At 43.5% G+C, this 22,800-nt stretch carries 28 protein-coding genes and 1 other RNA gene; 9 read left to right on the top strand and 20 right to left on the bottom strand.

All coding sequences use genetic code 11. The features are described from left to right. Window positions 1-33 precede the first annotated feature (33 nt). Window positions 34-318 carry a co-chaperone GroES gene (groES, locus tag FFM75_RS03290; protein ID WP_137627767.1) on the bottom strand — a complete coding sequence of 95 codons (285 nt, stop codon included), beginning with the start codon at window positions 316-318 and terminating at the stop codon, window positions 34-36. 170 nt (window positions 319-488) lie between these two features. On the opposite strand from groES, the gene FFM75_RS03285 reads away from it, so the two are divergent. Continuing rightward, window positions 489-1,127 carry a CPBP family intramembrane glutamic endopeptidase gene (locus FFM75_RS03285; RefSeq protein ID WP_137627766.1) on the top strand — a complete coding sequence of 213 codons (639 nt, stop codon included), beginning with the start codon at window positions 489-491 and terminating at the stop codon, window positions 1,125-1,127. 38 nt (window positions 1,128-1,165) lie between these two features. Here FFM75_RS03285 and FFM75_RS03280 read toward each other — a convergent pair whose 3' ends face one another. After that, a complete protein-coding gene (locus tag FFM75_RS03280; protein ID WP_137627765.1) occupies window positions 1,166-1,837 on the bottom strand; it encodes a redox-sensing transcriptional repressor Rex in 672 nt (223 codons plus the stop codon). 165 nt (window positions 1,838-2,002) lie between these two features. Between FFM75_RS03280 and FFM75_RS03275 the strand changes: the two genes are divergently transcribed. Next, a complete protein-coding gene (locus FFM75_RS03275; RefSeq protein WP_137627764.1) occupies window positions 2,003-3,985 on the top strand; it encodes an ABC-F family ATP-binding cassette domain-containing protein in 1,983 nt (660 codons plus the stop codon). A gap of 53 nt (window positions 3,986-4,038) precedes the next feature. On the opposite strand, the gene tsaD is transcribed toward FFM75_RS03275, so the two are convergent. Genes tsaD through tsaB form a run of 4 tightly spaced genes read right to left on the bottom strand, consistent with a single transcriptional unit; the run spans window position 4,039 to window position 6,834 of the window. Then, a complete protein-coding gene (gene tsaD, locus FFM75_RS03270; protein ID WP_137627763.1) occupies window positions 4,039-5,076 on the bottom strand; it encodes a tRNA (adenosine(37)-N6)-threonylcarbamoyltransferase complex transferase subunit TsaD in 1,038 nt (345 codons plus the stop codon). 13 nt (window positions 5,077-5,089) lie between these two features. After that, the gene (gene rimI / locus FFM75_RS03265) at window positions 5,090-5,551 is read right to left on the bottom strand and encodes a ribosomal protein S18-alanine N-acetyltransferase (protein ID WP_137627762.1); all 462 of its coding nucleotides are present in this window, start codon (window positions 5,549-5,551) and stop codon (window positions 5,090-5,092) included. Beyond that, window positions 5,541-6,056: a ribosomal protein S18-alanine N-acetyltransferase gene (gene rimI / locus FFM75_RS03260; protein WP_379831764.1), complete on the bottom strand. Its 516-nt coding sequence runs from the start codon at window positions 6,054-6,056 to the stop codon at window positions 5,541-5,543. Before rimI (FFM75_RS03260) ends, rimI (FFM75_RS03265) begins: the two co-directional genes overlap by 11 nt. 52 nt (window positions 6,057-6,108) lie before the next feature. Next, window positions 6,109-6,834, bottom strand: coding sequence for a tRNA (adenosine(37)-N6)-threonylcarbamoyltransferase complex dimerization subunit type 1 TsaB (gene tsaB, locus FFM75_RS03255; RefSeq protein WP_137627760.1), 726 nt, complete (start codon window positions 6,832-6,834; stop codon window positions 6,109-6,111). A 287-nt stretch (window positions 6,835-7,121) separates the two neighbouring features. Between tsaB and FFM75_RS03250 the strand changes: the two genes are divergently transcribed. Genes FFM75_RS03250 through phnW form a run of 6 tightly spaced genes read left to right on the top strand, consistent with a single transcriptional unit; the run spans window position 7,122 to window position 12,567 of the window. Continuing rightward, window positions 7,122-8,165, top strand: a complete 1,044-nt coding sequence (locus tag FFM75_RS03250) for a phosphate/phosphite/phosphonate ABC transporter substrate-binding protein (protein WP_137627759.1) — start codon at window positions 7,122-7,124, stop codon at window positions 8,163-8,165. Between the two features lie 36 nt (window positions 8,166-8,201). Next, window positions 8,202-8,975 carry a phosphonate ABC transporter ATP-binding protein gene (gene phnC, locus FFM75_RS03245; protein WP_137627758.1) on the top strand — a complete coding sequence of 258 codons (774 nt, stop codon included), beginning with the start codon at window positions 8,202-8,204 and terminating at the stop codon, window positions 8,973-8,975. After that, window positions 8,965-9,768, top strand: a complete 804-nt coding sequence (phnE, locus tag FFM75_RS03240) for a phosphonate ABC transporter, permease protein PhnE (RefSeq protein WP_137627757.1) — start codon at window positions 8,965-8,967, stop codon at window positions 9,766-9,768. Before phnC ends, phnE begins: the two co-directional genes overlap by 11 nt. Then, window positions 9,765-10,616, top strand: coding sequence for a PhnE/PtxC family ABC transporter permease (locus FFM75_RS03235; RefSeq protein WP_137627756.1), 852 nt, complete (start codon window positions 9,765-9,767; stop codon window positions 10,614-10,616). The genes phnE and FFM75_RS03235 overlap by 4 nt, the downstream gene beginning before the upstream one ends. A gap of 25 nt (window positions 10,617-10,641) precedes the next feature. Then, window positions 10,642-11,439 carry a phosphonoacetaldehyde hydrolase gene (phnX, locus tag FFM75_RS14020; RefSeq protein WP_223876599.1) on the top strand — a complete coding sequence of 266 codons (798 nt, stop codon included), beginning with the start codon at window positions 10,642-10,644 and terminating at the stop codon, window positions 11,437-11,439. A 27-nt stretch (window positions 11,440-11,466) separates the two neighbouring features. Continuing rightward, window positions 11,467-12,567 (top strand): 2-aminoethylphosphonate--pyruvate transaminase, encoded by a 1,101-nt coding sequence (phnW, locus tag FFM75_RS14015; protein WP_223876598.1) that lies wholly within the window; start codon window positions 11,467-11,469, stop codon window positions 12,565-12,567. Between the two features lie 68 nt (window positions 12,568-12,635). Here phnW and galE read toward each other — a convergent pair whose 3' ends face one another. From galE to FFM75_RS03160, 14 genes are all read right to left on the bottom strand, one after another. After that, on the bottom strand, window positions 12,636-13,631 hold the full coding sequence (galE, locus tag FFM75_RS03225) for a UDP-glucose 4-epimerase GalE (RefSeq protein WP_137627755.1): 996 nt from the start codon (window positions 13,629-13,631) through the stop codon (window positions 12,636-12,638). Window positions 13,632-13,735: 104 nt separating this feature from the next. Next, window positions 13,736-14,515: an acyl-[acyl-carrier-protein] thioesterase gene (locus tag FFM75_RS03220; protein WP_137627754.1), complete on the bottom strand. Its 780-nt coding sequence runs from the start codon at window positions 14,513-14,515 to the stop codon at window positions 13,736-13,738. A gap of 17 nt (window positions 14,516-14,532) precedes the next feature. Continuing rightward, window positions 14,533-15,411 carry a 16S rRNA (cytidine(1402)-2'-O)-methyltransferase gene (gene rsmI / locus FFM75_RS03215; protein ID WP_137627753.1) on the bottom strand — a complete coding sequence of 293 codons (879 nt, stop codon included), beginning with the start codon at window positions 15,409-15,411 and terminating at the stop codon, window positions 14,533-14,535. A gap of 15 nt (window positions 15,412-15,426) precedes the next feature. After that, entirely contained in the window at window positions 15,427-15,768 is a 342-nt protein-coding gene (locus FFM75_RS03210; RefSeq protein ID WP_137627752.1) for a DNA replication initiation control protein YabA, read from the bottom strand. Window positions 15,769-15,793: 25 nt separating this feature from the next. After that, the gene (gene holB, locus FFM75_RS03205; protein ID WP_137627751.1) at window positions 15,794-16,813 is read right to left on the bottom strand and encodes a DNA polymerase III subunit delta'; all 1,020 of its coding nucleotides are present in this window, start codon (window positions 16,811-16,813) and stop codon (window positions 15,794-15,796) included. Between the two features lie 16 nt (window positions 16,814-16,829). Further along, complete coding sequence (locus FFM75_RS03200) at window positions 16,830-17,159, bottom strand: cyclic-di-AMP receptor (protein ID WP_137627750.1); 330 nt, start codon at window positions 17,157-17,159, stop codon at window positions 16,830-16,832. Further along, window positions 17,156-17,821 (bottom strand): dTMP kinase, encoded by a 666-nt coding sequence (tmk, locus tag FFM75_RS03195; RefSeq protein WP_137627837.1) that lies wholly within the window; start codon window positions 17,819-17,821, stop codon window positions 17,156-17,158. The genes FFM75_RS03200 and tmk overlap by 4 nt, the downstream gene beginning before the upstream one ends. Window positions 17,822-18,008: 187 nt before the next feature. Further along, window positions 18,009-18,272 carry a YaaL family protein gene (locus FFM75_RS03190; protein ID WP_379831759.1) on the bottom strand — a complete coding sequence of 88 codons (264 nt, stop codon included), beginning with the start codon at window positions 18,270-18,272 and terminating at the stop codon, window positions 18,009-18,011. Between the two features lie 3 nt (window positions 18,273-18,275). After that, window positions 18,276-18,875 (bottom strand): recombination mediator RecR, encoded by a 600-nt coding sequence (recR, locus tag FFM75_RS03185; protein ID WP_137627749.1) that lies wholly within the window; start codon window positions 18,873-18,875, stop codon window positions 18,276-18,278. A gap of 31 nt (window positions 18,876-18,906) precedes the next feature. Further along, a complete protein-coding gene (locus FFM75_RS03180) occupies window positions 18,907-19,215 on the bottom strand; it encodes a YbaB/EbfC family nucleoid-associated protein (protein WP_137627748.1) in 309 nt (102 codons plus the stop codon). Between the two features lie 29 nt (window positions 19,216-19,244). Next, the gene (gene dnaX / locus FFM75_RS03175; RefSeq protein ID WP_137627747.1) at window positions 19,245-20,948 is read right to left on the bottom strand and encodes a DNA polymerase III subunit gamma/tau; all 1,704 of its coding nucleotides are present in this window, start codon (window positions 20,946-20,948) and stop codon (window positions 19,245-19,247) included. A gap of 91 nt (window positions 20,949-21,039) precedes the next feature. After that, window positions 21,040-21,126: signal recognition particle sRNA small type (gene ffs / locus FFM75_RS03170), an RNA gene on the bottom strand. A 53-nt stretch (window positions 21,127-21,179) separates the two neighbouring features. Then, window positions 21,180-21,686: a tRNA adenosine(34) deaminase TadA gene (tadA, locus tag FFM75_RS03165; RefSeq protein ID WP_137627746.1), complete on the bottom strand. Its 507-nt coding sequence runs from the start codon at window positions 21,684-21,686 to the stop codon at window positions 21,180-21,182. Beyond that, window positions 21,683-22,297, bottom strand: a complete 615-nt coding sequence (locus tag FFM75_RS03160; RefSeq protein WP_137627745.1) for a class I SAM-dependent methyltransferase — start codon at window positions 22,295-22,297, stop codon at window positions 21,683-21,685. The genes tadA and FFM75_RS03160 overlap by 4 nt, the downstream gene beginning before the upstream one ends. Window positions 22,298-22,523: 226 nt before the next feature. Between FFM75_RS03160 and FFM75_RS03155 the strand changes: the two genes are divergently transcribed. Further along, window positions 22,524-22,754, top strand: coding sequence for a redoxin NrdH (locus FFM75_RS03155; protein WP_130844851.1), 231 nt, complete (start codon window positions 22,524-22,526; stop codon window positions 22,752-22,754). The last annotated feature ends 46 nt before the right edge of the window (window positions 22,755-22,800 follow it).

Here is a 22,800-nt window from a genome sequence, read left to right as displayed (position 1 = left end):
ATATTTTTAATACGTCTAATGTTTTAAATGGAATTAGTCTTCAATTGCAACGATATCTTTTTCGTGCAAGACTAAATAGGTTGTACCTTCGTACTTAACTTCAGTACCGGCGTACTTGTCGAACAATACTTGATCGCCGACTTTCACGCTTGGGGCAACCTTAGTACCGTTGTCTAAAATCCGACCATCGGCTACGGCAACAACTTTCCCGCTTTGGGGCTTTTCCTTAGCATTGTTGGCAATAACGATGCCGCCAACAGTTTGTTCTTCTTCTGCTTGTTGTTGCAAGATAACGCGATCTCCTAATGGTTTTAACACGTGAATCCCTCCATTTATTTCTTTTTTAGCACTCCTAAAGGTTAAGTGCTAATCACAAAATCAACTATATCATTTTAAACTGAGAATGCAAGTAATTTGTCAATAATTAGTCAAAGAAAGTCAAATCGATTATAATAGGACTATTGAACCCCTTTTAAGGATGTGAGCCCATGGCAAATCGCCGTCAATCACTGACGATTTTAATCGTCTACTTTATTATTTATGCCTTACCTAGCTTACTAGTTGCCACTTTCAAGCACCTCGGCAGTCAAGTCTTTTTGATCCAAACATTAGACTACCTTGTCGGTGCCGTCGTGTTGGCTTGGTTAGCTTGGCGCGGGAAAACCGCCAACCCCATTGAACAACACCCTAAGTCATGGCTAACCACGACCTTTTGGGGAGTAGTTGGCGTTATCGTTGCGGTGGTCGGTCAAATGGTTATTTTGCAATTAACCCAACTACTTGGCCAATCGGCTGCTTCCGCTAATACATCGACTTTACTCACAGTAGGACAAAAGTATCCCTTCTTCTTCTTAGCCATTTTCGTGGGTGCACCAATCATGGAAGAAATCGTTTTTCGAAAGGTCATCTTTGGTAATCTCGCCCCACTGACTGGCACCATTGGGGCCGCTTTAATTGCCAGTGTACTCTTTAGCTTCGCACATGCGGACGGTCATCTGATCTTATATGCTTGCTTAGGACTTTGGTTCTGCTGGCTATATCAACATACCGGTCGTATCCAGACTTCAATGCTGGCACATATTTTAATGAACGCTTTCGTGATTGTGTCCACGTTTATCACACATTAAAAAAGGCCATCACCAATTTAATGGTGATGGTCTTTTGTTTAGAGTTGATCGTCATTATCGAGCTTTTTATCGCCCAATTGTTCACCGTAATGTTCGATGAAGTAAATCAACGTTTGCAATTCATTGGTCAAATCAACATTTTGGACCCGTACCGTTTCTGGTACCGAAATCCGTAATGGGGTAAAGTTCATAATACCCTTCACATTGGCATCAACCAAGTCATCGGTCACTGATTGCACCGCTGAAGTTGGCACCGTTAAAATCGCAATTTCAATCTGTTGTTCAATCAATTGCTTCTTTAACTCGGTCATTGGATAAACTGGAACCCCACTTTGAACGGTGTTCGCAATCGCCTCGTTAACATCGAATGCCGCGGAAATCCGGACATTACTATTTTTGTGAAAATTAAAATTAAGCAATGCATGGCCCAAGTTCCCGACCCCAATCAATGCTACATTGGTCAATGTATCTTGATTTAAGATTTTCTTGAAAAACGCCAATAGTTTTTCAACATCATACCCATAACCACGTTTGCCTAAAGCGCCAAAATATGAAAAGTCCCGCCGAATCGTTGCCGAATCAACTTTAACCGCCTCTGAGAGTTCCGTAGACGAAACTCGTTTTTTGTCAGCATCCAACAGAATGTTCAAATACCGATAATAGATTGGTAAGCGTTTGGCCGTTGCCCGGGGAATTTTTGTTTCTGCCATTTGACGACCCTCCTTATTAAAAGTTTGTGAATTTGCTGACACTATTCTAGCATAACCCGTCACTTTGTGAAATAATAATCGCTCATTATTCCGTTTCACTAGGGAGAATCGCGACAATATGCTACAATTATTTGACGAATCAAGCGTGAAAGGAGCTTAAAAAACGTGATTTTACTACAAGTACAGCAAGTCATGCGGCGTTTTGGCGCCGATGTCTTGTTCGATAACGTACAAATGGACATTCAAGACCATGCCCGCGTGGCCCTAGTTGGCCGTAACGGTGCTGGTAAGTCGACACTCTTAAAAATGATTGCCGGTGAGACCGTCCCTGATGAGGGGCAAATTTCCATGCGTAAAGGCTTAACTATTGGTTATTTAGCTCAAGATCAAGGTTTAAACAGCGATAATACGATTTGGGAAGAAATGAGTAGTGTCTTTGCCACTTTACATACGCTAGAAGCGCAAATGCATCGCTTAGAAGCTAAGCTTAGTGATCCCAACGTCATGGCCGATGACACCACCTATCAACAAACATTGAAAACTTATGATCAAGTTCAAACCGAATTTCAACAAAAAAACGGTTATGGCTATCAAGCCGAAATTCGTGGCGTGTTACATGGGTTTCAATTTGATGCTGATGTTTATGACAAGTCAGTCACCGAATTATCTGGTGGTCAAAAAACCCAATTAGCTTTAGCAAAACTATTATTAGAAAAACGTGATTTGTTAATTTTGGATGAACCGACCAACCATTTGGACGTTGAGACGTTAACTTGGTTAGAAGGCTATTTACAATCTTATAGTGGGGCCTTATTAATCGTCAGCCATGACCGGTATTTCTTAGACCGCGTTGTTAACGAAGTCTATGACTTATCCCATCATGAAATGGTCCATTACAATGGGAATTACGACCAGTATGTCCAACAGAAGGCGGCCCGCATTCAAGCGGAGTGGAAACATTATGAAAAACAACAAGCCGAAATTAGTAAGCTTGAAGATTTCGTTAATCGTAATATTGTCCGCGCTTCAACGACGAAGCGCGCCCAAGCACGCCGAAAACAACTTGCTCGAATGGACCGGCTTGAACGACCTGAAGGTGACGAAAAGACGGCTCATTTTGGGTTTCACGCGGCTAAACAAAGCGGTAACATTGTCTTAACGGTTAAAGATGCTGCAGTTGGCTATCAAGGACAGACTTTATCCGCGCCAGATAATTTAAATATCAAAAAGCATGAAGCCATTGCCATCGTTGGCCCAAACGGTATCGGTAAATCGACCTTATTAAAAAGTATTTTGGGCCAAATTCCGTTTATTAAAGGCCAAGCCATCTTCGGCACAAATGTTATCACCGGTTACTACGATCAGGAACAAAAAAATCTGCATGATAAAAAGACTGTGCTCAGTGAGTTATGGGACGAACATCCCACCACACCAGAAAAAGATATCCGCACCATTTTAGGTAGCTTTCTCTTCACTGGTGAAGATGTTGATAAGCCAATCAATGCCCTTTCTGGTGGCGAACGCGCCCGTCTATTATTAACCAAACTTGCCATGCAAAACGACAACTTTCTGATTCTGGATGAACCGACGAACCATTTAGATATTGATAGTCGTGAAGTCCTAGAAGTCGCGTTAAATGACTTTGACGGCACGTTGCTATTTGTTTCTCATGACCGGTATTTTATCAACCAAGTTGCCACTAGTGTCGTTGAAGTTTCACCAGAAGGCACTGAGTTGTTCTTGGGTGATTATGACTACTACCTAGAAAAGAAACAAGAACAAGCTGACTTGGCCGCTGCTGCAGCAAGTGCGGCGGCAGAAGACGCCGCTAGTGCTGCCCCGGCTGCTAGTTCAGTGCCAGCAGCCGATCCAACTCGTTCTAAGGGACATCAAGACTATCAAGCCAGCAAACAACAACAACGTGAACGCCGCAAACTTGAACGTTCCGTGGCCGCACTTGAAGAAAAAATGACTGACTTAGAAACTGAGGCAACTCATATTCAAGAACAAATGTCACAGCCAGATGCTTTCGCTGATTCTGGAAAACTCCAAGACTTTCAAAAGCAACTTGACGCTGTCAATGCCGAGCACGAACAAGCTGAGCTCGATTGGACCGAGCAAGCTGAAGCACTAGAAAATTTAGATTAACTTAAAAGCCACTTGTCAAAATCGACAAGTGGCTTTTTTAGTCTGTTGGCTATTTAATGAACCATATTAGGCATCCAGTCAAATTCCAAACTTGGATCCGCATTTAAGGCCGCATCGCCAAATTGTTGCTGTTGATACTGAATATAACCGGCGGCGCCAATCATCGCACCATTGTCACCACATAATTTCAATGGTGCTAACAGTAGCTCAGTTTGTGGAAATTTAGCTGGTAATAATTCAGCTAAACGTTCCCGTAGCCCATGATTAGCCGCAACGCCTCCAGCTAAAACTAATTGCTTAACCGGATAGTCTTGCAACACCCGCATCGTCTTTGTCGTTAATACATCGACAACACTAGCCTGAAAACTGGCCGCTAAATCATTCTTATCCAATGTTTCACCAATTTGATCCGCATGATGGACCGTGTTAATGAACGCACTCTTTAACCCACTAAAACTAAAATCAAAGTTATCTTCATCAATCATTGCCCGTGGGAACTTAAAGGTATCTTGGCCTTGATGGGCCATCTCATCAATCACTTTACCAGCTGGATATGGTACCCCCAAGACCCGACCGATTTTATCATAAGCTTCGCCGGCCGCATCATCACGGGTTTCACCAATAATTTCAAATTGGCCATCCGCTTGCATATAAACTAATTCAGTATGACCACCCGAAACTAATAGTGCCATTAACGGAAATTCAAAAGGCTTTACAAAACGAGCCGCATAAATATGCCCCGCCATGTGGTTCACTGGAATCAACGGCAAATTATGCGCATAGGCTACCGTCTTCGCAGCACTGACACCAACCAATAGCGCCCCCACTAATCCTGGGCCATAAGTCACTGCCACCGCATCTAAATCAGCATACGTGACATTGGCTTCCTTTAAAGCTTCATCAATGCAAATCGTAATTTGTTCAATATGATGACGGCTGGCCACTTCTGGCACGACCCCACCAAATCGTTTATGACTGTTAATTTGTGTCGCAATCACATTAGATAAGATTTCGTGACCATCAGCCACAACGGCCACACTAGTTTCATCACAACTAGATTCAAATGCTAAAATTAAATTTCGCTTCTCCACGAGTTACCATCCTTTAATTGATCATCTTGCGCATAATTAAGGCGTCTTCGCCGGTCGCTTGATAGTACCCACGCCGAATCGTTAACGTCGTAAAGCCACACTTGGTATATAAACGCTGTGCTGGCTGATTACTTTGGCGCACTTCTAAAAATACTTTTGCTGGCGGCGTCAATTGTTGACACACGGTCTGCAGTAATTTTGTCGCCAAGCCTTGCTGTTGATAAGCGGGATCAATTGCCACATTGGTAATTTCAGTCTCATCAAATAAAGTTGAACAACTGATAAATCCAACGGGCTGTTGCTTACTGACAATTAACCAATAATGCGTTGGTGCTAACGCAAAGTCAGCCGCAAACGTCGCCAACTGCCATGGCGCCCCAGTCGGGTAAGCGGCTTTGGCTAATGCGTAACAAACAGCTACCGGATCACTAGCGGTCCAAGTTGTGGCCTCAACAATTTGCCAATCAGCCTTCATTAGTCGCCTTTTCTGGTAAATGATAAGTCATATCAATCGCATCCTCATGATCACCAAAATAGTAGCGCTTTTTAATACCCGTTTTTTCAAATCCCAATGCAGTATAAAGTTGCTGCGCATGCACATTGCTATACCGGACTTCTAAAGTCACCGTCCGATAATTTAAATAGGCTGCCCGTTTGATCATCGTTTGCATCATAAAATGCCCCAGCCCCCGCTGTTGAAAGTCTGGATGAACCGCAATATTGGTAATGTGGGCATCTTGACGCCGATCATCAAAGGCACAACCACAAAACCCACATAATCGATCTTCATGCCGCATCACGATATAAAACCGCCCACTTTGACGACGTAGTTCCGTCTTAAAGGCGTTTTCGTCCCATGGTGTTTTCCCAGCATAAACGGCGCGTTCAATCGCTAACATTTCAGGCACATCTGTAATCAGTGCTCGTGACACATAATAAGTCTGGTCTCCCACTGGCACAATGTGTTTTTCAATCGTCATAATTTTCTGACGACGATGCTTATGTGTTTTATTTATTTTATGAAAGTACTGCTTAAATCTTCTCAACATATGGCGCGTGGTCCTCTTTCGGATGCTTGGCTAGCCATTCACTTTCAGCTTGCGTGAGCCGTAAGTAATTTGGCACAAAGGCATGCAACTGTTCAACTGGCGCGGCCGTCCGCCCCATTAAACCTAAGATTGCCGCTTGTGGTAAATCAAACTGCGGTAATCCCCGCACAAAATTAGTCGTTAAAGCCGCTTGCAAAACAGACTGATATTGATCAACTGCTTGACCAAGAAAAATAATCGGTTCTGAATAGCCAGCTAACTTCTGTGCCCAATCAGTCACACTAACATGTTGGTCAGCAATCACACTGACTGGTTGATGGTTTTCAATCCGATACAACCCGGCAAATAAATTATCCCGCCGCGCATCAAATAGTGGGGCCACTAGCTGACCTTCAGCAACAATATTACCGGCTAATGCCGCTAAGCTTGAAATGCCGACTAACGTTTTATCCAAGGTATACGCTAAAGTTTTTGCCGTAGTCACCCCGATTCGCAGTCCAGTATATGAACCAGGACCATCAGCAACTACCACGCGATCAAGCTCAGCTGGCGTTAGCCCAGCTTGCTTTAAAGATTGTTCGATTAACGGTAACAAGGTCACACTCGAATTGCGACCGACCGTGGTGGTTGTCGTGGCGAGAATTTTTGTATCATCTAAAACCGCCACACTTAATGGACGATTGGATGTATCAATTGCCAACAACTTCATAATTATAAAAAACTCCTCATTTTGAATTACTTCACATATCTTATCATAATTTACTAGCTTTGAAAGCTATCAAGCCGTTTACATCCGCTAAACTAGCGAATTGAAAGCCATGACACAAAAATCATGACGCACTTAACCTTACTTTTTGACAAACCTTTACGATGTATGCTGTACGTAAAGTTCCTTTACAAAACTTATACATATTATTCACGCATAATTGTAAGCACATTTACATTCACTTGATATGCTACGCTAGTAAATAAATTACTTGGAGGTAATTGGAAATTATGTCAAAACTCAGTAAGTCAATCTTAGGTGTGTCACTCATCTCAGTGTTAGGTTTAGCTGGCTGTACAAGCCTGGGAACAAGTGATAAGTCAAGTAGCAACAACACAGATAAAAGCAAGGCGATCACCGTGGTGTTTTATCCTAACGAATCCGCTAAGAGCTTTTCCGGTTCTCGGGATGCACTAAAGAAGAGCATCGAAAAAGTCACTGGTAAGACGGTTAAGCTACAAACAACTACTGACTATAATGTCGCGATTCAAGCGATTGCATCTGGTAAAGCACAAGTCGCTTATATGGGTGCTAACGGTTATATCCAAGCCAATCATATCAGCAAAGATGTTCAACCATTCGCCACTCAATCTGATGCTGAAGGTACTTTGAAGAAGGCCTCATACAACTCCTATTTCATGGTACAACAAAAAGATGCTAATAAGTATCAATCAAATGGTAAATATAGCATTAAGAATATCAAAGGCAAGAAGATGTCTTACGTCTCAAACAGTTCGACTTCTGGTTTCTTAGTGCCAACAACTGAAGTCGTACGTGAATTCAAGCTCAAGGACTCAGAATCATTGACTCAAAATGGCAAGTTCTTTAGTAAGGTACTCTACGGTGGGTCACATCAAGGTTCAGCCGTTAACTTATTGAAGGGTGACGTCGATGTTGCTGCTTTTGATGATACTGACTTATTCCCTTACTTGAAAGTTAGCAAAGGTTCTTGGAACAAACTTGGTTCTACTTTCGAAGTCAAATCTGATGCTGAAGCACCATTCGGTAATTTGAAGGGTAAGAAAGTGGTTAACATTGCTATGATGCCAGTTCAACAAGCACCTTGGGTTTACAACACCAAAGCATTAAGCAAGTCTGACCAAGAAAAGATCACGAAAGAATTTACATCACAATCATTTGCTGACAATAAGGAAATCTTCTCAGAACCAAATGCAAAGACGCCTAAACTCTTCCAAAAAGCATCATCAAAGAGCCAATTAGTCAAAGTTAATGACAAGTGGTATGCCCCAACCCACAAGTTGGTTGGTTACTAGAAACCACGCTAACTCTGCTTCATGAAAGGAACTGCTATGCTCAAGGTAATCCAACTCGATAAAACTTATGGTCAAAACAAACATTCACTAAAAGCGGTTAACTTCACTGCACAACCAGGTGAAGTGACTGCAATTATCGGCCCTTCCGGGGCTGGTAAAACCACAATTCTACGCAGTGTTAATCAATTAATTCGCGACGATGGTGGTCAAATCTTACTCGATGATCAAGACATTCGCCAAGCCAATAAAGCCGAATTACGCAAAATCCGTCACCATATTGGCATGATTTTCCAAAATTATAATTTAATCAGTCCGCTAACTGCTTTGGAAAATGTGTTGCATGGTCGTTTGGGCGCTAAATCGACTTTAGCTGGCGTCTTCGGTATGTATAGTGCCGCTGAAAAAGCTGAAGCACTCAGTCTTTTAAAAGAAGTTGGCCTCGGTGAATACGCCTACCAACGTTGTGACCAACTTAGTGGTGGTCAACAGCAACGGGTCGGCATTGCGCGCGCGCTGATGCAACATCCAAAAATGATTTTATGCGATGAACCGATTGCGTCATTAGATCCCAAGTCAACCAAAATTGTCATGGATATCTTACGCAAACTGGCGCAAGAAAAACAATTGATTATTTTAATCAACCTACATCAAATCGATATCGCCCTTGACTATGCTGACCACATCGTTGGTATCAATAGTGGTGAAATTGTCTTTGAAGGTGCTAGTGGTGACGTGGACGACCAAGTTTTACAACGGATTTATCGTCAAGCAGCACAACCAGAACAGGCGGTTACGGCTAATGAACAATAAATTTCAATCACCACAACAATTTTTTCGCCAACGACGTCTCCGACTTGGGGTAGTCTTGGCTGTCTTATTGGTCATTTACTTCGGTTCTGTTGCCATCGTTAACTTTCAAACGTTAACATCTTTGGCTCAAGTCCCTGCCGGCTTGATTTGGTTATTTAAGAATTTTGTTCCTACGGATCGTTCAATCACCTACTTGGGACCGATTCTTTATCAGCTCTGGCGAACTTTGATTGTCGCGGTTTCCTCGACTGTTTGTGCCAGCATATTAGGGTTAATTTTCGCCATTCTCGGCGCAAAAACAACTAGCCCAACACCCGCTTTACGTTGGATTATTCGTTTCGGGGCTTCCCTCTTACGAAATATTCCAGTTGTCGCTTGGGCAATGATTTTACTTTTTTCATTCAAGCAAAGTGATTTTACTGGTTTCTTAGCGCTTTTCTTCATGACACTTGGCTACCTTACCCGTGCTTTCACGGAGACCATTGAAGATCTAGATGGTGAAAAGTTACAAGCCTTACAAGCAGTTGGCGCAAACTATTTTCAATGCGTGTTCTGTGGCGTGTTACCAGAAGTTGCCAGCACATTAACCAGTTGGGTGTTATATATGATAGAAAACAACTTACGTGATGCCACCTTAGTCGGGATCTTAACCGGGACTGGCGTTGGCTTTCTCTTCAATCATTACTTCAAACAATTCCGTTATGACGCTGCTGGTTTAATCGTCTTATTGATTGCCATTTTGGTTATTCTATTGGAACTTACCTCAACTCAGATTCGGAGGGCCATTGCATGATTGAAAATAGTCAGCCAGGTTCAAAACCATTACAGCCAGCCCAACCAGCCAAACGGATCAGCTTGCTGACAAAACCCCGTTTAATTTTACGGGCTGTCCTATTAGCATTAGCGGTCATTACCGTTTATTCATTGGCCACTTTAGATACTGCTAATTTAAAGTTTGGCGAAGCCTTTCAAAGTCTAGGTGCTAACTTAAAGTCAATGTTCTTGCAACCAAGTGTCGGTCAAGATTCTTGGGGCTTGCTACTAAGAGCACTAGCAACCAGTGTCGGTCTTGCCATGTTGACCACCCTTTTGGGCGCTTTATTCGCTTTCTTCATTGCCGTTTTCTCAGCACGTAACTTGGCACCTAGTTGGTTAGCCACCAGTATAAAAGCCGTCATGGCCTTTATTCGTGCTATTCCAACGATTCTCTGGGTCTTAATCTATTCTGTTGTTATGGGCCTAGGTGCCAACGCAGCCGTCGTTGGACTGACGTTCCATAGTATTGCCTATCTAGTTAAAGCTTATTCAGAAAGCATCGAAGAAACTTCATCCGATACGATTGAAGCACTGAAAGCTAGTGGTGTTGGGTTTTGGCCAATTATTTTCCAGGCCATCTTACCATCAATTATTCCAGCCTTGCTTAGTTGGACTTTCATTCGTTTTGAAATCAACTTTGCTAACGCGGTTGCCGTTGGTGCTGCTGCCGGTGCCGACGACATTGGGTACTATCTCTTCATGGCCAGTGGGTTCTACTTTAACTTCCATGAAGTTGGTTTAATCGTTTACCTATTGTTAGGCGTTGCAATTGTCTTAGAAGTTGTTTCTATGAAATTACGCGGTCACTATTTAAAGAAAAACTAGTCTCACGATTTAAAGGAGTTTATACATGACGATTCAAGCAGTTATTTTTGATTGGGCTGGAACCACGATCGATTACGGTAGTCGAGCACCAATCGTCGCATTTCAAAAAGCCTTCGCTAACGTTGGCGTTCAAATCACTGAAGCCGAAATTCGCAAAGATATGGGTTTAGATAAATACACCCATATCCACAAGATCATTAACTTACCGGTTGTCCAAAACAATTGGCAAGCGCGTTTCCAAGTGCTACCAACTAACGATGATTGTGACCGAATTTATTTAGATTTTAAAGATATTTTATTAGCTTCATTAACTGACTTTGCGCAGTTAAAACCTGGCATGTCCGCTGTGATCGATTATCTAACGACTAATCACATTGCCTATGGGACAACTACTGGTTACGATGAAGAAATGCTTGCTATCGTGGCACCAATTGCAGCTAATCAAGGCTATCATCCAGCGATCAATGTCACATCTGAACAAACTAATGGGATTGGACGACCAGCACCTGCTATGTTAGAACTCGCTTGTGACAAGCTAGAAGTCACCGACTTTACTAAAGTCTTAAAAGTTGGCGACTCGATCAATGACATCTTAGAAGGGCAAAATGCTGATGCGATTACCGTTGGGATTGTCGAAGGTAGTAATTTAATGGGCTTATCGGCCACTGAATTTGACGCTTTATCTCGTCCACAACAAGCCTTATTGCGGGCCAAAGTAGCGTCACAATATGAAGCAGCTGGTGCCGACCATATTTTAATGTCTATGACTGAATTACCAGCGTTAATCGATTCAATCAATGCCCCAGTAAGCGATATTCAATAAGCTGTATAAAGGAGATTTTGTTAACCTATGAAGCAACCTTATTTATTGTTAACACCAGGTCCGTTAAGTACGACAGCCTCGGTTAAAGCAGCGATGCAAATTGATTACTGCACTTGGGATAGCGATTATCGTCAAGTTACGGAAACCATTCGCCGAGAGATCTTAGCGCTGGCTGAAGCTGACCCGACGACTTACACCACCGTTTTACTTCAAGGGAGTGGTAGTTACGGGGTTGAAGCGACAATTGGTTCTGCGGTTCCTCGTACTGATGCGGTTTTAATGATTGCCATCAATGGGGCTTATGGACGTCGAATTAGTGAAATCGCCGACTACTATGAGATTACTCATATCGATGTTGACTTTGCTGATGACGAAGTCGTTGATCCACAACGGATTGCACAAGCATTAGCTGATCATCCTGAAGTCACCCACTTTGCAACTGTTCACAGTGAAACAACAACCGGGGTATTAAATCCCATTGAACAGTTAATGCCGCTACTAAAGGATCGCGGTATCATCAGTATTATTGATGCCATGTCTAGTCTTGGTGGCGTTCCGATCAACGTTGATGAACTCGATTGCGACTACTTAATCAGTAGTGCTAACAAGTGTGTTCAGGGTGTCCCTGGTTTTGCCTTTATCATTGCTAAACAAGCTGAATTAGCAAAAACTGCTGGCAATGCCCGTTCATTGAGCCTCGACTTATTCGCACAATGGCAAACGATGACTCAACAACCTGGAAAATGGCGATTTACATCCCCAACCCACGTTGTTCACGCGTTTGCACAAGCGTTAACTGAACTGGCTGATGAAGGTGGCGTCAATGAACGCTATCAACGTTATGCCGCCAGTCAACGTGCTTTAAGTACTGGCATGCAAGCTTTAGGCTTTGAGTTAGTCATTGACCCTGCCTACCAAGGACCAATCATTACATCATTCAAGTATCCACACACTAATTTTGATTTTGATGATTTCTATCAATTTATCAAAACCCGTGGATTCGTTATCTATCCCGGAAAAGTATCCACTATTCCTAGTTTCCGAATTGGTACGATTGGTGATGTTGATACAACTGATATCAATCGTCTTTTAGCCATCATCGGCGATTATCAACAATTAAATCAATAAGTGAGACACAAAAGAACTGGTCCATCCGACTCAAACACGAGTCAGATGGACCAGTTCTTTTCATTTAATTAATGACGGTCATCATAACCGTTTGGATGTGCTTGTGTCCAAGCCCAAGCCGTTTTGATAATTTCTTTGACATCATCATATTGTGGTTGCCAGCCAAGCACGTCACGTGCTTTATCACTAGCCGCAACTAATGAATCTGGGTCACCAGGACGCCGAGCTGCTAGCGTTGCTGGAATCGGTTGTCCAGTGACTTCACGAGCTGCCATCAACATCTGCTTATTAGAAAAACCAGTTGATGAGCCTAAATTAAAGGCATTACTATCATGACCAGCTGCCAAATACTTCAACGCCAAGATATGCGCATCGGCTAAATCTAACACATGAACATAGTCTCGGACATTCGTGCCGTCTGGTGTTTGGTAGTCATCACCGAAAATTTTTAATTCATCCCGTTTTCCTTGTGCCACTTGTAAGATGATTGGCACTAAATGCGTTTCAGGACCATGATCTTCACCAATACTGCCATCTGGCTTAGCACCAGCCACATTAAAGTAACGTAAAGCGACAAATTTAACACCATAGGCAACATCAGCCCAATGCATGATTTGTTCCATCATCAACTTGCTAGCCCCATATGGGTTAATCGGTAATTGTGGATCAGTTTCTTTAATTGGAATCTGTTTGGGTGTCCCATACGTCGCTGCTGTTGATGAGAAGACAATTTGCTTAACATCATGTGCTTGCATCACTTCTAACAACGTAATCATACCACCCGTGTTGTTGTCGAAATACTTCAATGGTTTGGCCATTGATTCTGGTACGATTGAAAATGCCGCAAAATGAACAACTGCTTCAATTGATTCTTGATCAAAAACATGGTTTAAGAAGTCCGCATCGCGAACATCCCCCTGATAAAACTTGGCTTGCGAATTGATTGCTGCGCGATGCCCAGTCACCAGATTATCCACGACCACCGTATCGGTGCCGTTTTCAATCAATCGATCAACCATATGAGAACCGATATAACCGGCCCCACCTAAAACAAGAATTGACATAGTGTACCTCCCACAAAGAATAATCTTATCATAGCATACTCACCCTTATAATTTCAGTCAAAAAAAGCCGCCAGTTTTCACTGTCAGCTCGTTTGAATTAAGGGTTACGCAACTGTTGTCGGTTGCCATTGAATCGTCACTTCACAACATTTTTCATCCGCCACGCGAATCCGATGACTGGTCGTCACCGTGCCATCATCATTCGTTGGTAACACGTTGACTTCAGCAGTAACCGTATGTCCATATTGAACTTCATTTTCATACCGCACATCGACGTGAATCAAATCATGTTGCAACAAAAAGTCGGCTGGTAACGTATCTAATAACCAATCGAAATAGTGCGCATTGTTGACATGCCGATTTGGATCGATATCAAAGAAGCGCACTTGATATGGTTTACTAATCGTCGCATCAGTTGCTTCAAAACTAATGGGCCGTGGTAATCTTGGAATCCGCTTAACCATTTCGGAATGGTATGGTGTGACGAGATCTTCATCAAGCTTCACGATACGCCGCGTTGTTTGACTCATCGTTACCCAAATACTGGTAATGTAAGCCAACGTTTCACCATCAGCATCCCGAACCCAAAATTCCCGGAACGCAAAATATGGATTATAGGCTGACCCGCGTACGGCCAGTGTTACGGTTTCATCTAAGTGTGGCATTCTCGTAATGGCCATTGAATATTGGGTCACAACCCAACCAACACCGTGACCTTGTACGAATTCAGTGGTTAACCCGAGTGCATTACTTTGGTCTTGTGACGCCAAAATTACGATATTGATCAGCGTCGATAAAGTTGCCCGCCCGGTCCGATCACATTCGTAATAAGTGATCCGATGTTGTTCTGTGTATACACTTGCCTGTGCCCCTAAGGTTGCCATCTCATCGTCCCTCATCTCTAATTAATCCCGTGAAAATCATTGTAAACAACTTGTCGTTGCAATTGACGCCGTTTGGCAATTTCCTTGATCGCAGCATTAGGTTTACTACCTGCTGCAATCAAAGCTTCAACTTGGGCCTTCAAAGGTAATTCGGCCAGCTCATCAGTTGATGCGGTTGTTGGTTCAACCGGATTGCCACCAATCAACAAGACAAACTCACCTTTTAGCTGATGATCTTGCGACCAGGTCACCATTTCTGCTAACGACCCGCGTGCGAACTCTTCATAGCGTTTAGTCAATTCCCGACAGGCCACGATTGGACGCGTCGGCTCACAAACCGTTGCCAAATTCGTCAAGGTCTTTGCAACCCGGAATGGAGATTCATAAATGATCACCGTTTCCGAACGTTGAACCAGTTCGGCTAAAGCCGCTTTTTGTTCTTGTTTTTTCCGTGGTAAAAAACCATAGAAATAAAATGGTTGCGGCACTAATCCCGATGCAATCAGCGCCGTTAACCCCGCGTTAGCGCCCGGTAATGGGACAACCGGTAACCCTTGGGCAACACATGCTGCAACGAGCTCCGTTCCCGGATCACTAATCGATGGCATCCCCGCATCACTCACTTGTGCCAAATCTTGACCTTGCTGCAGTTTTTCAATTAATTGTGGGATGCGTTCTTGGGTATTATGTTCATGAAAACTAATTTGCTTCGTTGTAATCTCAAAATGATTAAGTAACTTCTGCGTATTGCGCGTATCCTCAGCGGCAATTAAATCCACTGCTTTTAACGTGGCGACTGCCCGATACGTCATATCTTGTAAATTACCAATCGGTGTCGGTACGAGATACAATGTGCCAACACCAGCATGGTCAGCAAAACTTTGTTGCGTTTGCAAATTTTTTCCTCCTACCTACGCCCGTTCACCATAAATGACTTCGAGACAAAATACACACGATTCATCATCATCTCGTCGTTTGCCATAAAATTGATTGCAGACATGGAACCCTTCGTCGTACAACTTCTCCAAGTTTTGACGCGATTTGGATAGCGTGGTGGTACTGGTGGTCTTTTTTGGCGCTTCATTTTCGATTTCAACCATCCGTTCTCGTAAGTGTTCATTTTCAATCACTAGTTCGGCGTTTTTTTCTAACACGGTTGTCATATCTGCCCGTAATTGCGCCATTTTATCGAGCATTTGTTGCATCTGTTGTTCCATGTCGCCAAAACTATCGTACAAATCACGCTTATCCACACGCTCACCCTCATCTTCCTATTTTTTAAGCGTTCGTTTTAAAAATCGGCCATAGTTGCAACGTTAGGCCTTCTAAGACGTTTTGAAAACTAATATTGCTAGCTAATTGGCGCTTCGCAGTCAACGCAAGTTCAGTTGCCGTTACCAATTGATCAGCCGTCAGATTAGTCGTTAACACGGTTAATTGACTTTGGTATTGGCCAAAGCTCAACTCACTTGCAGCATCCACTTGAAAGTGTAACTGCAATAAATCCTGAAATAGCGCCGCAATTAAGTCTAAGACCACTAATTGCTGATCGCGTTCTTTCGCTAAGCCCACCAAACGGGTCTGTACCGCGACGAAACTTCGGGGATCCCCTTTAACCGCTTGTTGGAACCATTGCCACAGTTGTGTGACCGCAGTTGGTAACCAATCATCGGTCAATAATTGCTGTGCTTGCGTCAAACTATTGGTTAAATGCCGCAGTGTTTGCGCATTTTGCGCCGAAATGCCAGCCGCTTCAAACGTTTGTTGTAGCACTGGTGCTGGCAATGGTGGAAACTCAATCACTTGTGTCCGTGAAATAATTGTCGGTAGCATCAGTTGCCGATTAGTCGTTAATAAAAAGGCGGTGACATTGCCACTTGGCTCTTCAATGAACTTCAACAAACTATTCGCTGCACTAGCCGTCATTTTTTCAGCGTCACTAATAATAAAGAGCTTGCGATTACCCTCAACGGCACTTTTTGAAAACTCTGATTTTAAATACCGCACTTGATCCACATGGATACTTTGCCCATCGGGTGCGACCATCACGATATCCGGATGTTGATGAGTCGCAATCCGCACACACTCTTCGCACGTGCCATCGGGCTCACCAGCTGTCACATGTAAACAAAATAGGCGTTGGGCAATCCAAGTCGCGAGTTCTGGTTGGCCAGCGCCTTCCATTCCAGCGAATAAATAGGCATGGGCCAAGTGATTTTGGTCAATAATATGTTTAAAAGCCGCCAGTAAATGCGGTTGTTTCGCCGCTAGTGTGGTGGCAATGGTCTCAGCTGTCATAAGCGCCACCTAACTTTTAAAATTGATGAAATTGTTCAATTGGTAAGACAAACACCGTTGCGCCACCGACTTGAACTTCCACCGGGTAAGCCGAAGCCCCATCCATGGTGACATCCAAGTTAACTGGTGGGGTCATAAATTGGTCCCGGGCATGGCTCGTTTCTTTGATCATTGCCAGCACTTCTTCAACACGATCATCATCGATACCAATCATAAAGGTTGTATTACCTGACCGCAAAAAGCCACCGGTTGTCGATAATTTTGTGGCCCGAACGTTAGCTTCAATGAATTGATTACTTAATCGATTACTATCTTTATCTTGGACAATCGCAATAATTAATTTCATATTTTCGACTTCCCTTCGGTGGTAAAGTATTGTGGCAATTGCGTTTGCATGATTGCCAAACTTTGGGTGACGACTTGTGCCAATGGTTGACTCGCATCGACCCGTTTAATCCGTTCAGGATGCTGTTTTAAAAGTGCCAAATAAGCCGCTTGAACTCGATGATGAAAACTCAAGGCTTCAACATCTAAGCGATTGATTTCATTTTGCCGATGGGTCTGAATCCGCTGCAGACCTACTGCCGCATCGACATCAAAGTACAACGTTAAATCCGGTGTTAGCCCTTCAGTGGCAAATTGGTTCATGTCATAGACGGCTTGTTCCCCGATACCCCGACCAGCGCCTTGATAGGCAATCGAGCTATCGATAAAGCGATCACACAAAACGAGTTGATCCGCTTGCAGGGCTGGCAAGATTTTTTGCACGATATGTTGGCGCCGCGCAGCCGCATATAATAACGCTTCGGTCCGATCATCCATCGCTGTGTTGTGACGATCCAAAATAATTTGGCGAATCGCCTCAGAAATTTGATTGCCGCCCGGTTCGCGTGTGACGACCAAGCGATCCCCTAGTTGTGGTTGAATCTCAGCCACAATTGCTTGTAAAGCGGACGTCTTGCCCGCACCATCTGGTCCTTCAAAGGTTATTAGTTTTCCAGTCACAATTCCCAATCCCATCTAAAAATTCGTATATGTAATAATTGTACTTGATTACTACCAAGGTGTCTAATCACGGTCCTACTAGTGAAGGTAGGTCGTGGTCTTATTTTACCGCATTTACCACTAGCAATTGTGGTTTTTATTTAATTGTAAAAAAAATCTGATGCCCACATGACATCAGATTTTGCTACGTTTATTTATCAATCACGGACTGTTGAATTTTCTGACCATGGACTTGCCGCCGCCGTGCTTCACGGTACAAATACAAGTACTTTGCGCGCGCTAATGCCGTTTGAGTCACTAATTCATTCGTATTGTTGTCATAGATTGCTTGTTCATTTTGCTTGGCCCGATCCCAATCTAACTTCGCTGCATCCAGTAACGTTAGCAATTGTTGATCATAGACCGCTTGCGCTTGTTTAATTTTCTTCCGTCGCTTAAAAATTATCCTCGCCACCTATTACATTTCCTGACGGCCTTCTACCGCCTTGAACAACGTCATTTCATCCGCATATTGAATATCGCTCCCCACTGATAGCCCATGCGCTAAGCGGGTCACTTTAATCCCAGCTGGTTTAACTAACCGTGAAATATACATCGCGGTTGCTTCCCCTTCTGGTGTCGCATTGGTCGCAATAATGACTTCCTTGATCGCATCATTTTGCTGAAGTCGCTTTAATAAGCTGGCAATATTAATATCTTCTGGTCCTTTACCATCAACTGGCGACAACACCCCATGTAAGACATGATAGAGACCTTGATATTCCTTGATTTTTTCCATGGCCATCACGTCTTTAGCCTCTTCAACGACCAAAACTGTGCTTTGATCGCGGGACTTATCTTTACAGATCACACATGGATCATCCTCGGTAATATTGCCACAAATGCTGCAAAAATGCAGATCCCGTTTGGCAGCGACGAGTGATTTCGCAAACTCGGTCACATCGTCACCCGCCATATCAATCGTATAAAATGCCAACCGTGTTGCTGTTTTACCACCAATCCCGGGGAGCTTCATATAACTGTCAATCAACTTGGCAATTGGTTCTGGATACTGCATGCTTTTACCTCACTACTATCTTTAACTTCGCTTAGTTTAATCCTTGGGTATACTTGCCCATCGTACTTTGCGTTTGGTCATCAACTTGAGCCAAGGCATCATTAACTGCCGCTACGACCAAGTCTTGTAACATATCCACGTCATCAGGATCAACGGCTGCTGGATTGATGGTGATATCTTGCATCTTTTTGTCACCGGTAAATGTGACCGTGACCATTTCGTCGGGGGCTTTCCCAGTAAAGGTCTTTTCATTTAAGGCCGCTTGTTCAGCCGTCATTTGTTGTTGCATTTTTTTCATTTGTTTCATCATGTTTTGCATATTACCCATACCACGCATCATATTTATCAGTTCCTTTCAATTTCAAAACATTAATCTGGTTTAACTTCAACTAAATCGCCAAATAACTGCTCAGCTTGATCGACGACCGCCGGCTTAGCGGGCGCCTGACTCGCTGCTGGACTATTCTCCGGTTGGTGCGTGGCTAAAAAGTCACGCCGAATTTGCGGCCATTGTTCTTTGGGCACGCACACTAACTTCGGTGCATGGCCCATTAAGCGATCCAACCCATTACCAAGTGCATCCATCAACGCTTGATCATCAATCGCCTTTTGATATAAGAATGGATAATCAAATGCCACGACGACGCCTTCATCACTTGCCGCAACTGGCTGGGCCACGTGCATTAACGCCCGTTGGGTGATGCTTAAAATGTTCATCAAGTCCGCCCAAACCTCACGCACCTGTACCAAATCATCTTTGGTGGCGGCACCTAAAATTGGATACACTTGGCTAACATTAACTTTCTTAATCACTGGCCCATTACTATTTTGTTTGACCCGTGCGGTTTTAGCTGGCGCGGCTTTAACCCCATTCGCTTTAAGGCCTTGTAATTCAGCCTGTAATTGATCCACTTTCGTCGTCAATTGTTGGACAGCGGCCGTATCTGGCACAGCTGCTGTTGCCGCTGTCGGTTTAGCACCGCTAACGGGGGCTTCTAGCTGTGCTAGTTTGACGGTCAATACTTCTAGATAAACATCCGGATGCGTTGTAAACCGCATTTGTTGTTGAATATCATTGAGCGTTTTGATCATTTGATACAAGACTTCAGCATCGATTGATTTCGCAAAATCCGCAAACCGTTGATCATTTTCCCCCATGGCGACACTGTCGACCATTTCGGGGGCTTGTTGATACAATAGCACATCCCGCGTATAACTGATTAAATCTTCGATAAATCGGTTAGCATCTTTACCTTCTTGTAAGATTTGCCGCATCGTCTCCAGCGCGGGTTTCGTCACATGCTGGGTGACTTCTTCCATATAATCAGCAATCAACTTCTTCGTCACACTACCAGTAACCATTAACGCATCGTCTAATGTCACCGTATTGTCGCCAAATGAAATAACCTGATCCAAGATGCTTAAGGCATCCCGCATCCCACCTTCTGCGGCTTGAGCAATGACGCGTAACGCTTTTTCGTCAAACTCAACTTGCTTTTGTTGCAAAATATAGACCATGCGATCATAACTATCTTTCGCACTGATCCGGCGAAAATCAAACCGCTGCGTCCGCGAAATAATCGTTAACGGAATCTTATGTGGCTCTGTCGTTGCTAAAATAAAAATCACATTAGCAGGCGGTTCTTCTAAAGTCTTTAATAAGGCATTAAATGCTCCCGTTGACAGCATGTGCACTTCATCAATGATATAAATCTTATAATCAGCTTCCGTAGGCGCGTACTTGGCCTTGTCACGGATATCCCGAATTTCTTCGACCCCGTTATTGGAAGCCGCATCAATTTCGATAACATCATTTAATTGACCGTTCGTAATGGCCTTACAAGTCGCACATTCGTTGCACGGTTCACCGTCAACTAAGTGATGACAGTTGATCGCCTTGGCAAAAATCTTAGCAGCCGACGTCTTCCCAGTGCCTCGTGGCCCCGTGAATAAATACGCATGACTCGTTTGATGGGTCATGATGGCATTTTTCAATGTCTGGGTAATCATTTGCTGGCCCACTAAGTCATCAAAACGTTGCGGCCGCCAAACCCGATATAGTGCCCGATACACGCGAATCTTCCTTTCTCACTAGCCTAAAAATAACCATATTTTTTTAAATAAAAAGCTCTCAACCAAACGGCTAAGAGCTGTTACATTTCATAAAAACTTAAGGCACAAGATGAAGCAAACTTAGTGCTGCTTCCTTCCGGACCTGACACGATTCGTAAATCCACCCTTGCCTTAAGGCCTTGCGGCAAATACTATAATACATGATTTAGACCTAGAATGCTAGCCATCAGCCTAATTTTTTTCGGTAGCTTGGCGGCGGGCTTTTTTAGCTGCTTTTTGCCGTTCACGAATCCCGCGGAAAAATCGTTGTAATAACTCACCAGCAGGTCGCGCCAAAAGCCGCTCATGTACCTCAACTTGATGATTCAAGCGCTCATCACCCAGCAGTTGATACAAACTATGCACGGCGCCTGCTTTAGGATCACGCGCCCCATAATAAACAACCGGAATCCGCGCATTGATGATGGCACCACTACACATAATGCAAGGTTCAAGTGTGACATACAGCTGGCAATCTTCTAGCCGCCAACTATGCAAATATTCACAGGCTTCTTGAATCGCCAAGACTTCAGCATGGAGCGTCGCATCTTGACCATGTTCACGTAAGTTGTGCCCCCGGCCAATGATCTCGCCATTATGGACCACGACGGCCCCAATTGGCACTTCGCCAATCAAATAAGCCAATTTAGCTTCTTGCAGTGCCTCGCGCATCCACTTTTCAGGTTCACTGTCAGTCACGCGATCGCCTCCTTAACACTTTGTAAGATGTAGTACCCCTTATCTTTCTTGATAATGGTACAATTACCAAACGTCGTGGTCATTAACTTTTTAGCAGAAGGTGCACCCTGCTTTTTTTGTAGGACGACTGTCAACGTGCCTTGTGTGGTCAAATGATCATAGGCGCCAGTCAGCATTGCTTCCACAACCGCTTTACCAGCGCGGACTGGTGGATTGGTCACAATCGCCGCATAATTGGTCGTCGTTACTTGGTCATAGCGGTCAGACGTGAAAATATGGACATTTTCAATCTGATTCAAAGCCACATTTTTACGCGCCAAACTTAAAGCTAGTTCGTTAACGTCAACCATATCAACCGTTCGCTCTGGTGACTGGTAAGCCAATGCCATGCCAATTGGCCCATAACCGGTCCCAAGATCTAACAGTGGTCCGGCCGGTAATTGCGTTGGATCAAATGCCGCGAGTAACGTCCGCGAACCGTAATCCACGGTCCGTTTCGAAAAGACGCCATTATCGGTCGTGAACGTAAATTGGTGATCAAAAATTTCAAAATTCCATTGTTTTTCGTCATGCACAACGTCTGGATTGTGTGTATAATAGTAATTAGTCATGAATAGTTTCCTCGAGTTTTTAGGCTATATCTATGATAACTGATTCATCGAACAAACGACAATTATTTTAAATAAAATTAATTTAGGGCTTATCGCTCGCCATAACACAACACCTAGTGGTTTTATGAATTTTAAACTACTAGATGTTGTGTTTTTTTAATTGTATTTTCCATATCTTGTTGTATACTAAATTTATCGATTAAACGAATTAAAGGTGGAACCAATTATGAAAAAAATTACTGTATTTACTAAAAACAACTGCATGCAATGCAAGATGACCAAGAAGTTTTTGACGGCGCACAACATTGCGTTTGAAGAAAAGAATATCAACGTTAACCCTGAATACGTGGACTACTTAAAAGACCAAGGTTTCCATGCGGTTCCCGTTGTTGAAATCAATGGCGAAAGCAGTATTGCTGGTTTCCGGCCAGATGCTTTGAAGCAATTAGCCGTTTAGTGGTCAACGCTTTTTTGTGTTGCTACATATTATTTGTTAATGAAGA

The sequence above is a fragment of the Lactiplantibacillus daowaiensis genome (genome assembly GCF_005405085.1).
In the GTDB taxonomy this organism is placed as follows: Bacteria; Bacillota; Bacilli; order Lactobacillales; family Lactobacillaceae; genus Lactiplantibacillus; species Lactiplantibacillus daowaiensis.
Note: the sequence above shows the minus strand (reverse complement) of the source record. Positions and strands in the feature narration are given on the sequence as shown.

Bases quoted from the DNA above. Each gene is read 5' to 3' on its own strand.
- FFM75_RS03155 (WP_130844851.1), top strand. From the start codon at position 22,524: ATGAAAAAAATTACTGTATTTACTAAAAACAACTGCATGCAATGCAAG.
- FFM75_RS03235 (WP_137627756.1), top strand. From the start codon at position 9,765: ATGATTGAAAATAGTCAGCCAGGTTCAAAACCATTACAGCCAGCCCAA.
- FFM75_RS03285 (WP_137627766.1), top strand. From the start codon at position 489: ATGGCAAATCGCCGTCAATCACTGACGATTTTAATCGTCTACTTTATT.
- FFM75_RS03250 (WP_137627759.1), top strand. From the start codon at position 7,122: ATGTCAAAACTCAGTAAGTCAATCTTAGGTGTGTCACTCATCTCAGTG.
- FFM75_RS03160 (WP_137627745.1), bottom strand. From the start codon at position 22,297: ATGACTAATTACTATTATACACACAATCCAGACGTTGTGCATGACGAA.
- FFM75_RS03280 (WP_137627765.1), bottom strand. From the start codon at position 1,837: ATGGCAGAAACAAAAATTCCCCGGGCAACGGCCAAACGCTTACCAATC.
- phnW (WP_223876598.1), top strand. From the start codon at position 11,467: ATGAAGCAACCTTATTTATTGTTAACACCAGGTCCGTTAAGTACGACA.
- FFM75_RS03180 (WP_137627748.1), bottom strand. From the start codon at position 19,215: ATGATGCGTGGTATGGGTAATATGCAAAACATGATGAAACAAATGAAA.
- FFM75_RS03200 (WP_137627750.1), bottom strand. From the start codon at position 17,159: ATGAAATTAATTATTGCGATTGTCCAAGATAAAGATAGTAATCGATTA.
- phnX (WP_223876599.1), top strand. From the start codon at position 10,642: ATGACGATTCAAGCAGTTATTTTTGATTGGGCTGGAACCACGATCGAT.
- galE (WP_137627755.1), bottom strand. From the start codon at position 13,631: ATGTCAATTCTTGTTTTAGGTGGGGCCGGTTATATCGGTTCTCATATG.
- phnC (WP_137627758.1), top strand. From the start codon at position 8,202: ATGCTCAAGGTAATCCAACTCGATAAAACTTATGGTCAAAACAAACAT.
- recR (WP_137627749.1), bottom strand. From the start codon at position 18,875: ATGCAGTATCCAGAACCAATTGCCAAGTTGATTGACAGTTATATGAAG.
- phnE (WP_137627757.1), top strand. From the start codon at position 8,965: ATGAACAATAAATTTCAATCACCACAACAATTTTTTCGCCAACGACGT.
- tsaB (WP_137627760.1), bottom strand. From the start codon at position 6,834: ATGAAGTTGTTGGCAATTGATACATCCAATCGTCCATTAAGTGTGGCG.
- rimI (WP_379831764.1), bottom strand. From the start codon at position 6,056: ATGACGATTGAAAAACACATTGTGCCAGTGGGAGACCAGACTTATTAT.
- rimI (WP_137627762.1), bottom strand. From the start codon at position 5,551: ATGAAGGCTGATTGGCAAATTGTTGAGGCCACAACTTGGACCGCTAGT.
- FFM75_RS03220 (WP_137627754.1), bottom strand. From the start codon at position 14,515: ATGGCAACCTTAGGGGCACAGGCAAGTGTATACACAGAACAACATCGG.
- holB (WP_137627751.1), bottom strand. From the start codon at position 16,813: ATGACAGCTGAGACCATTGCCACCACACTAGCGGCGAAACAACCGCAT.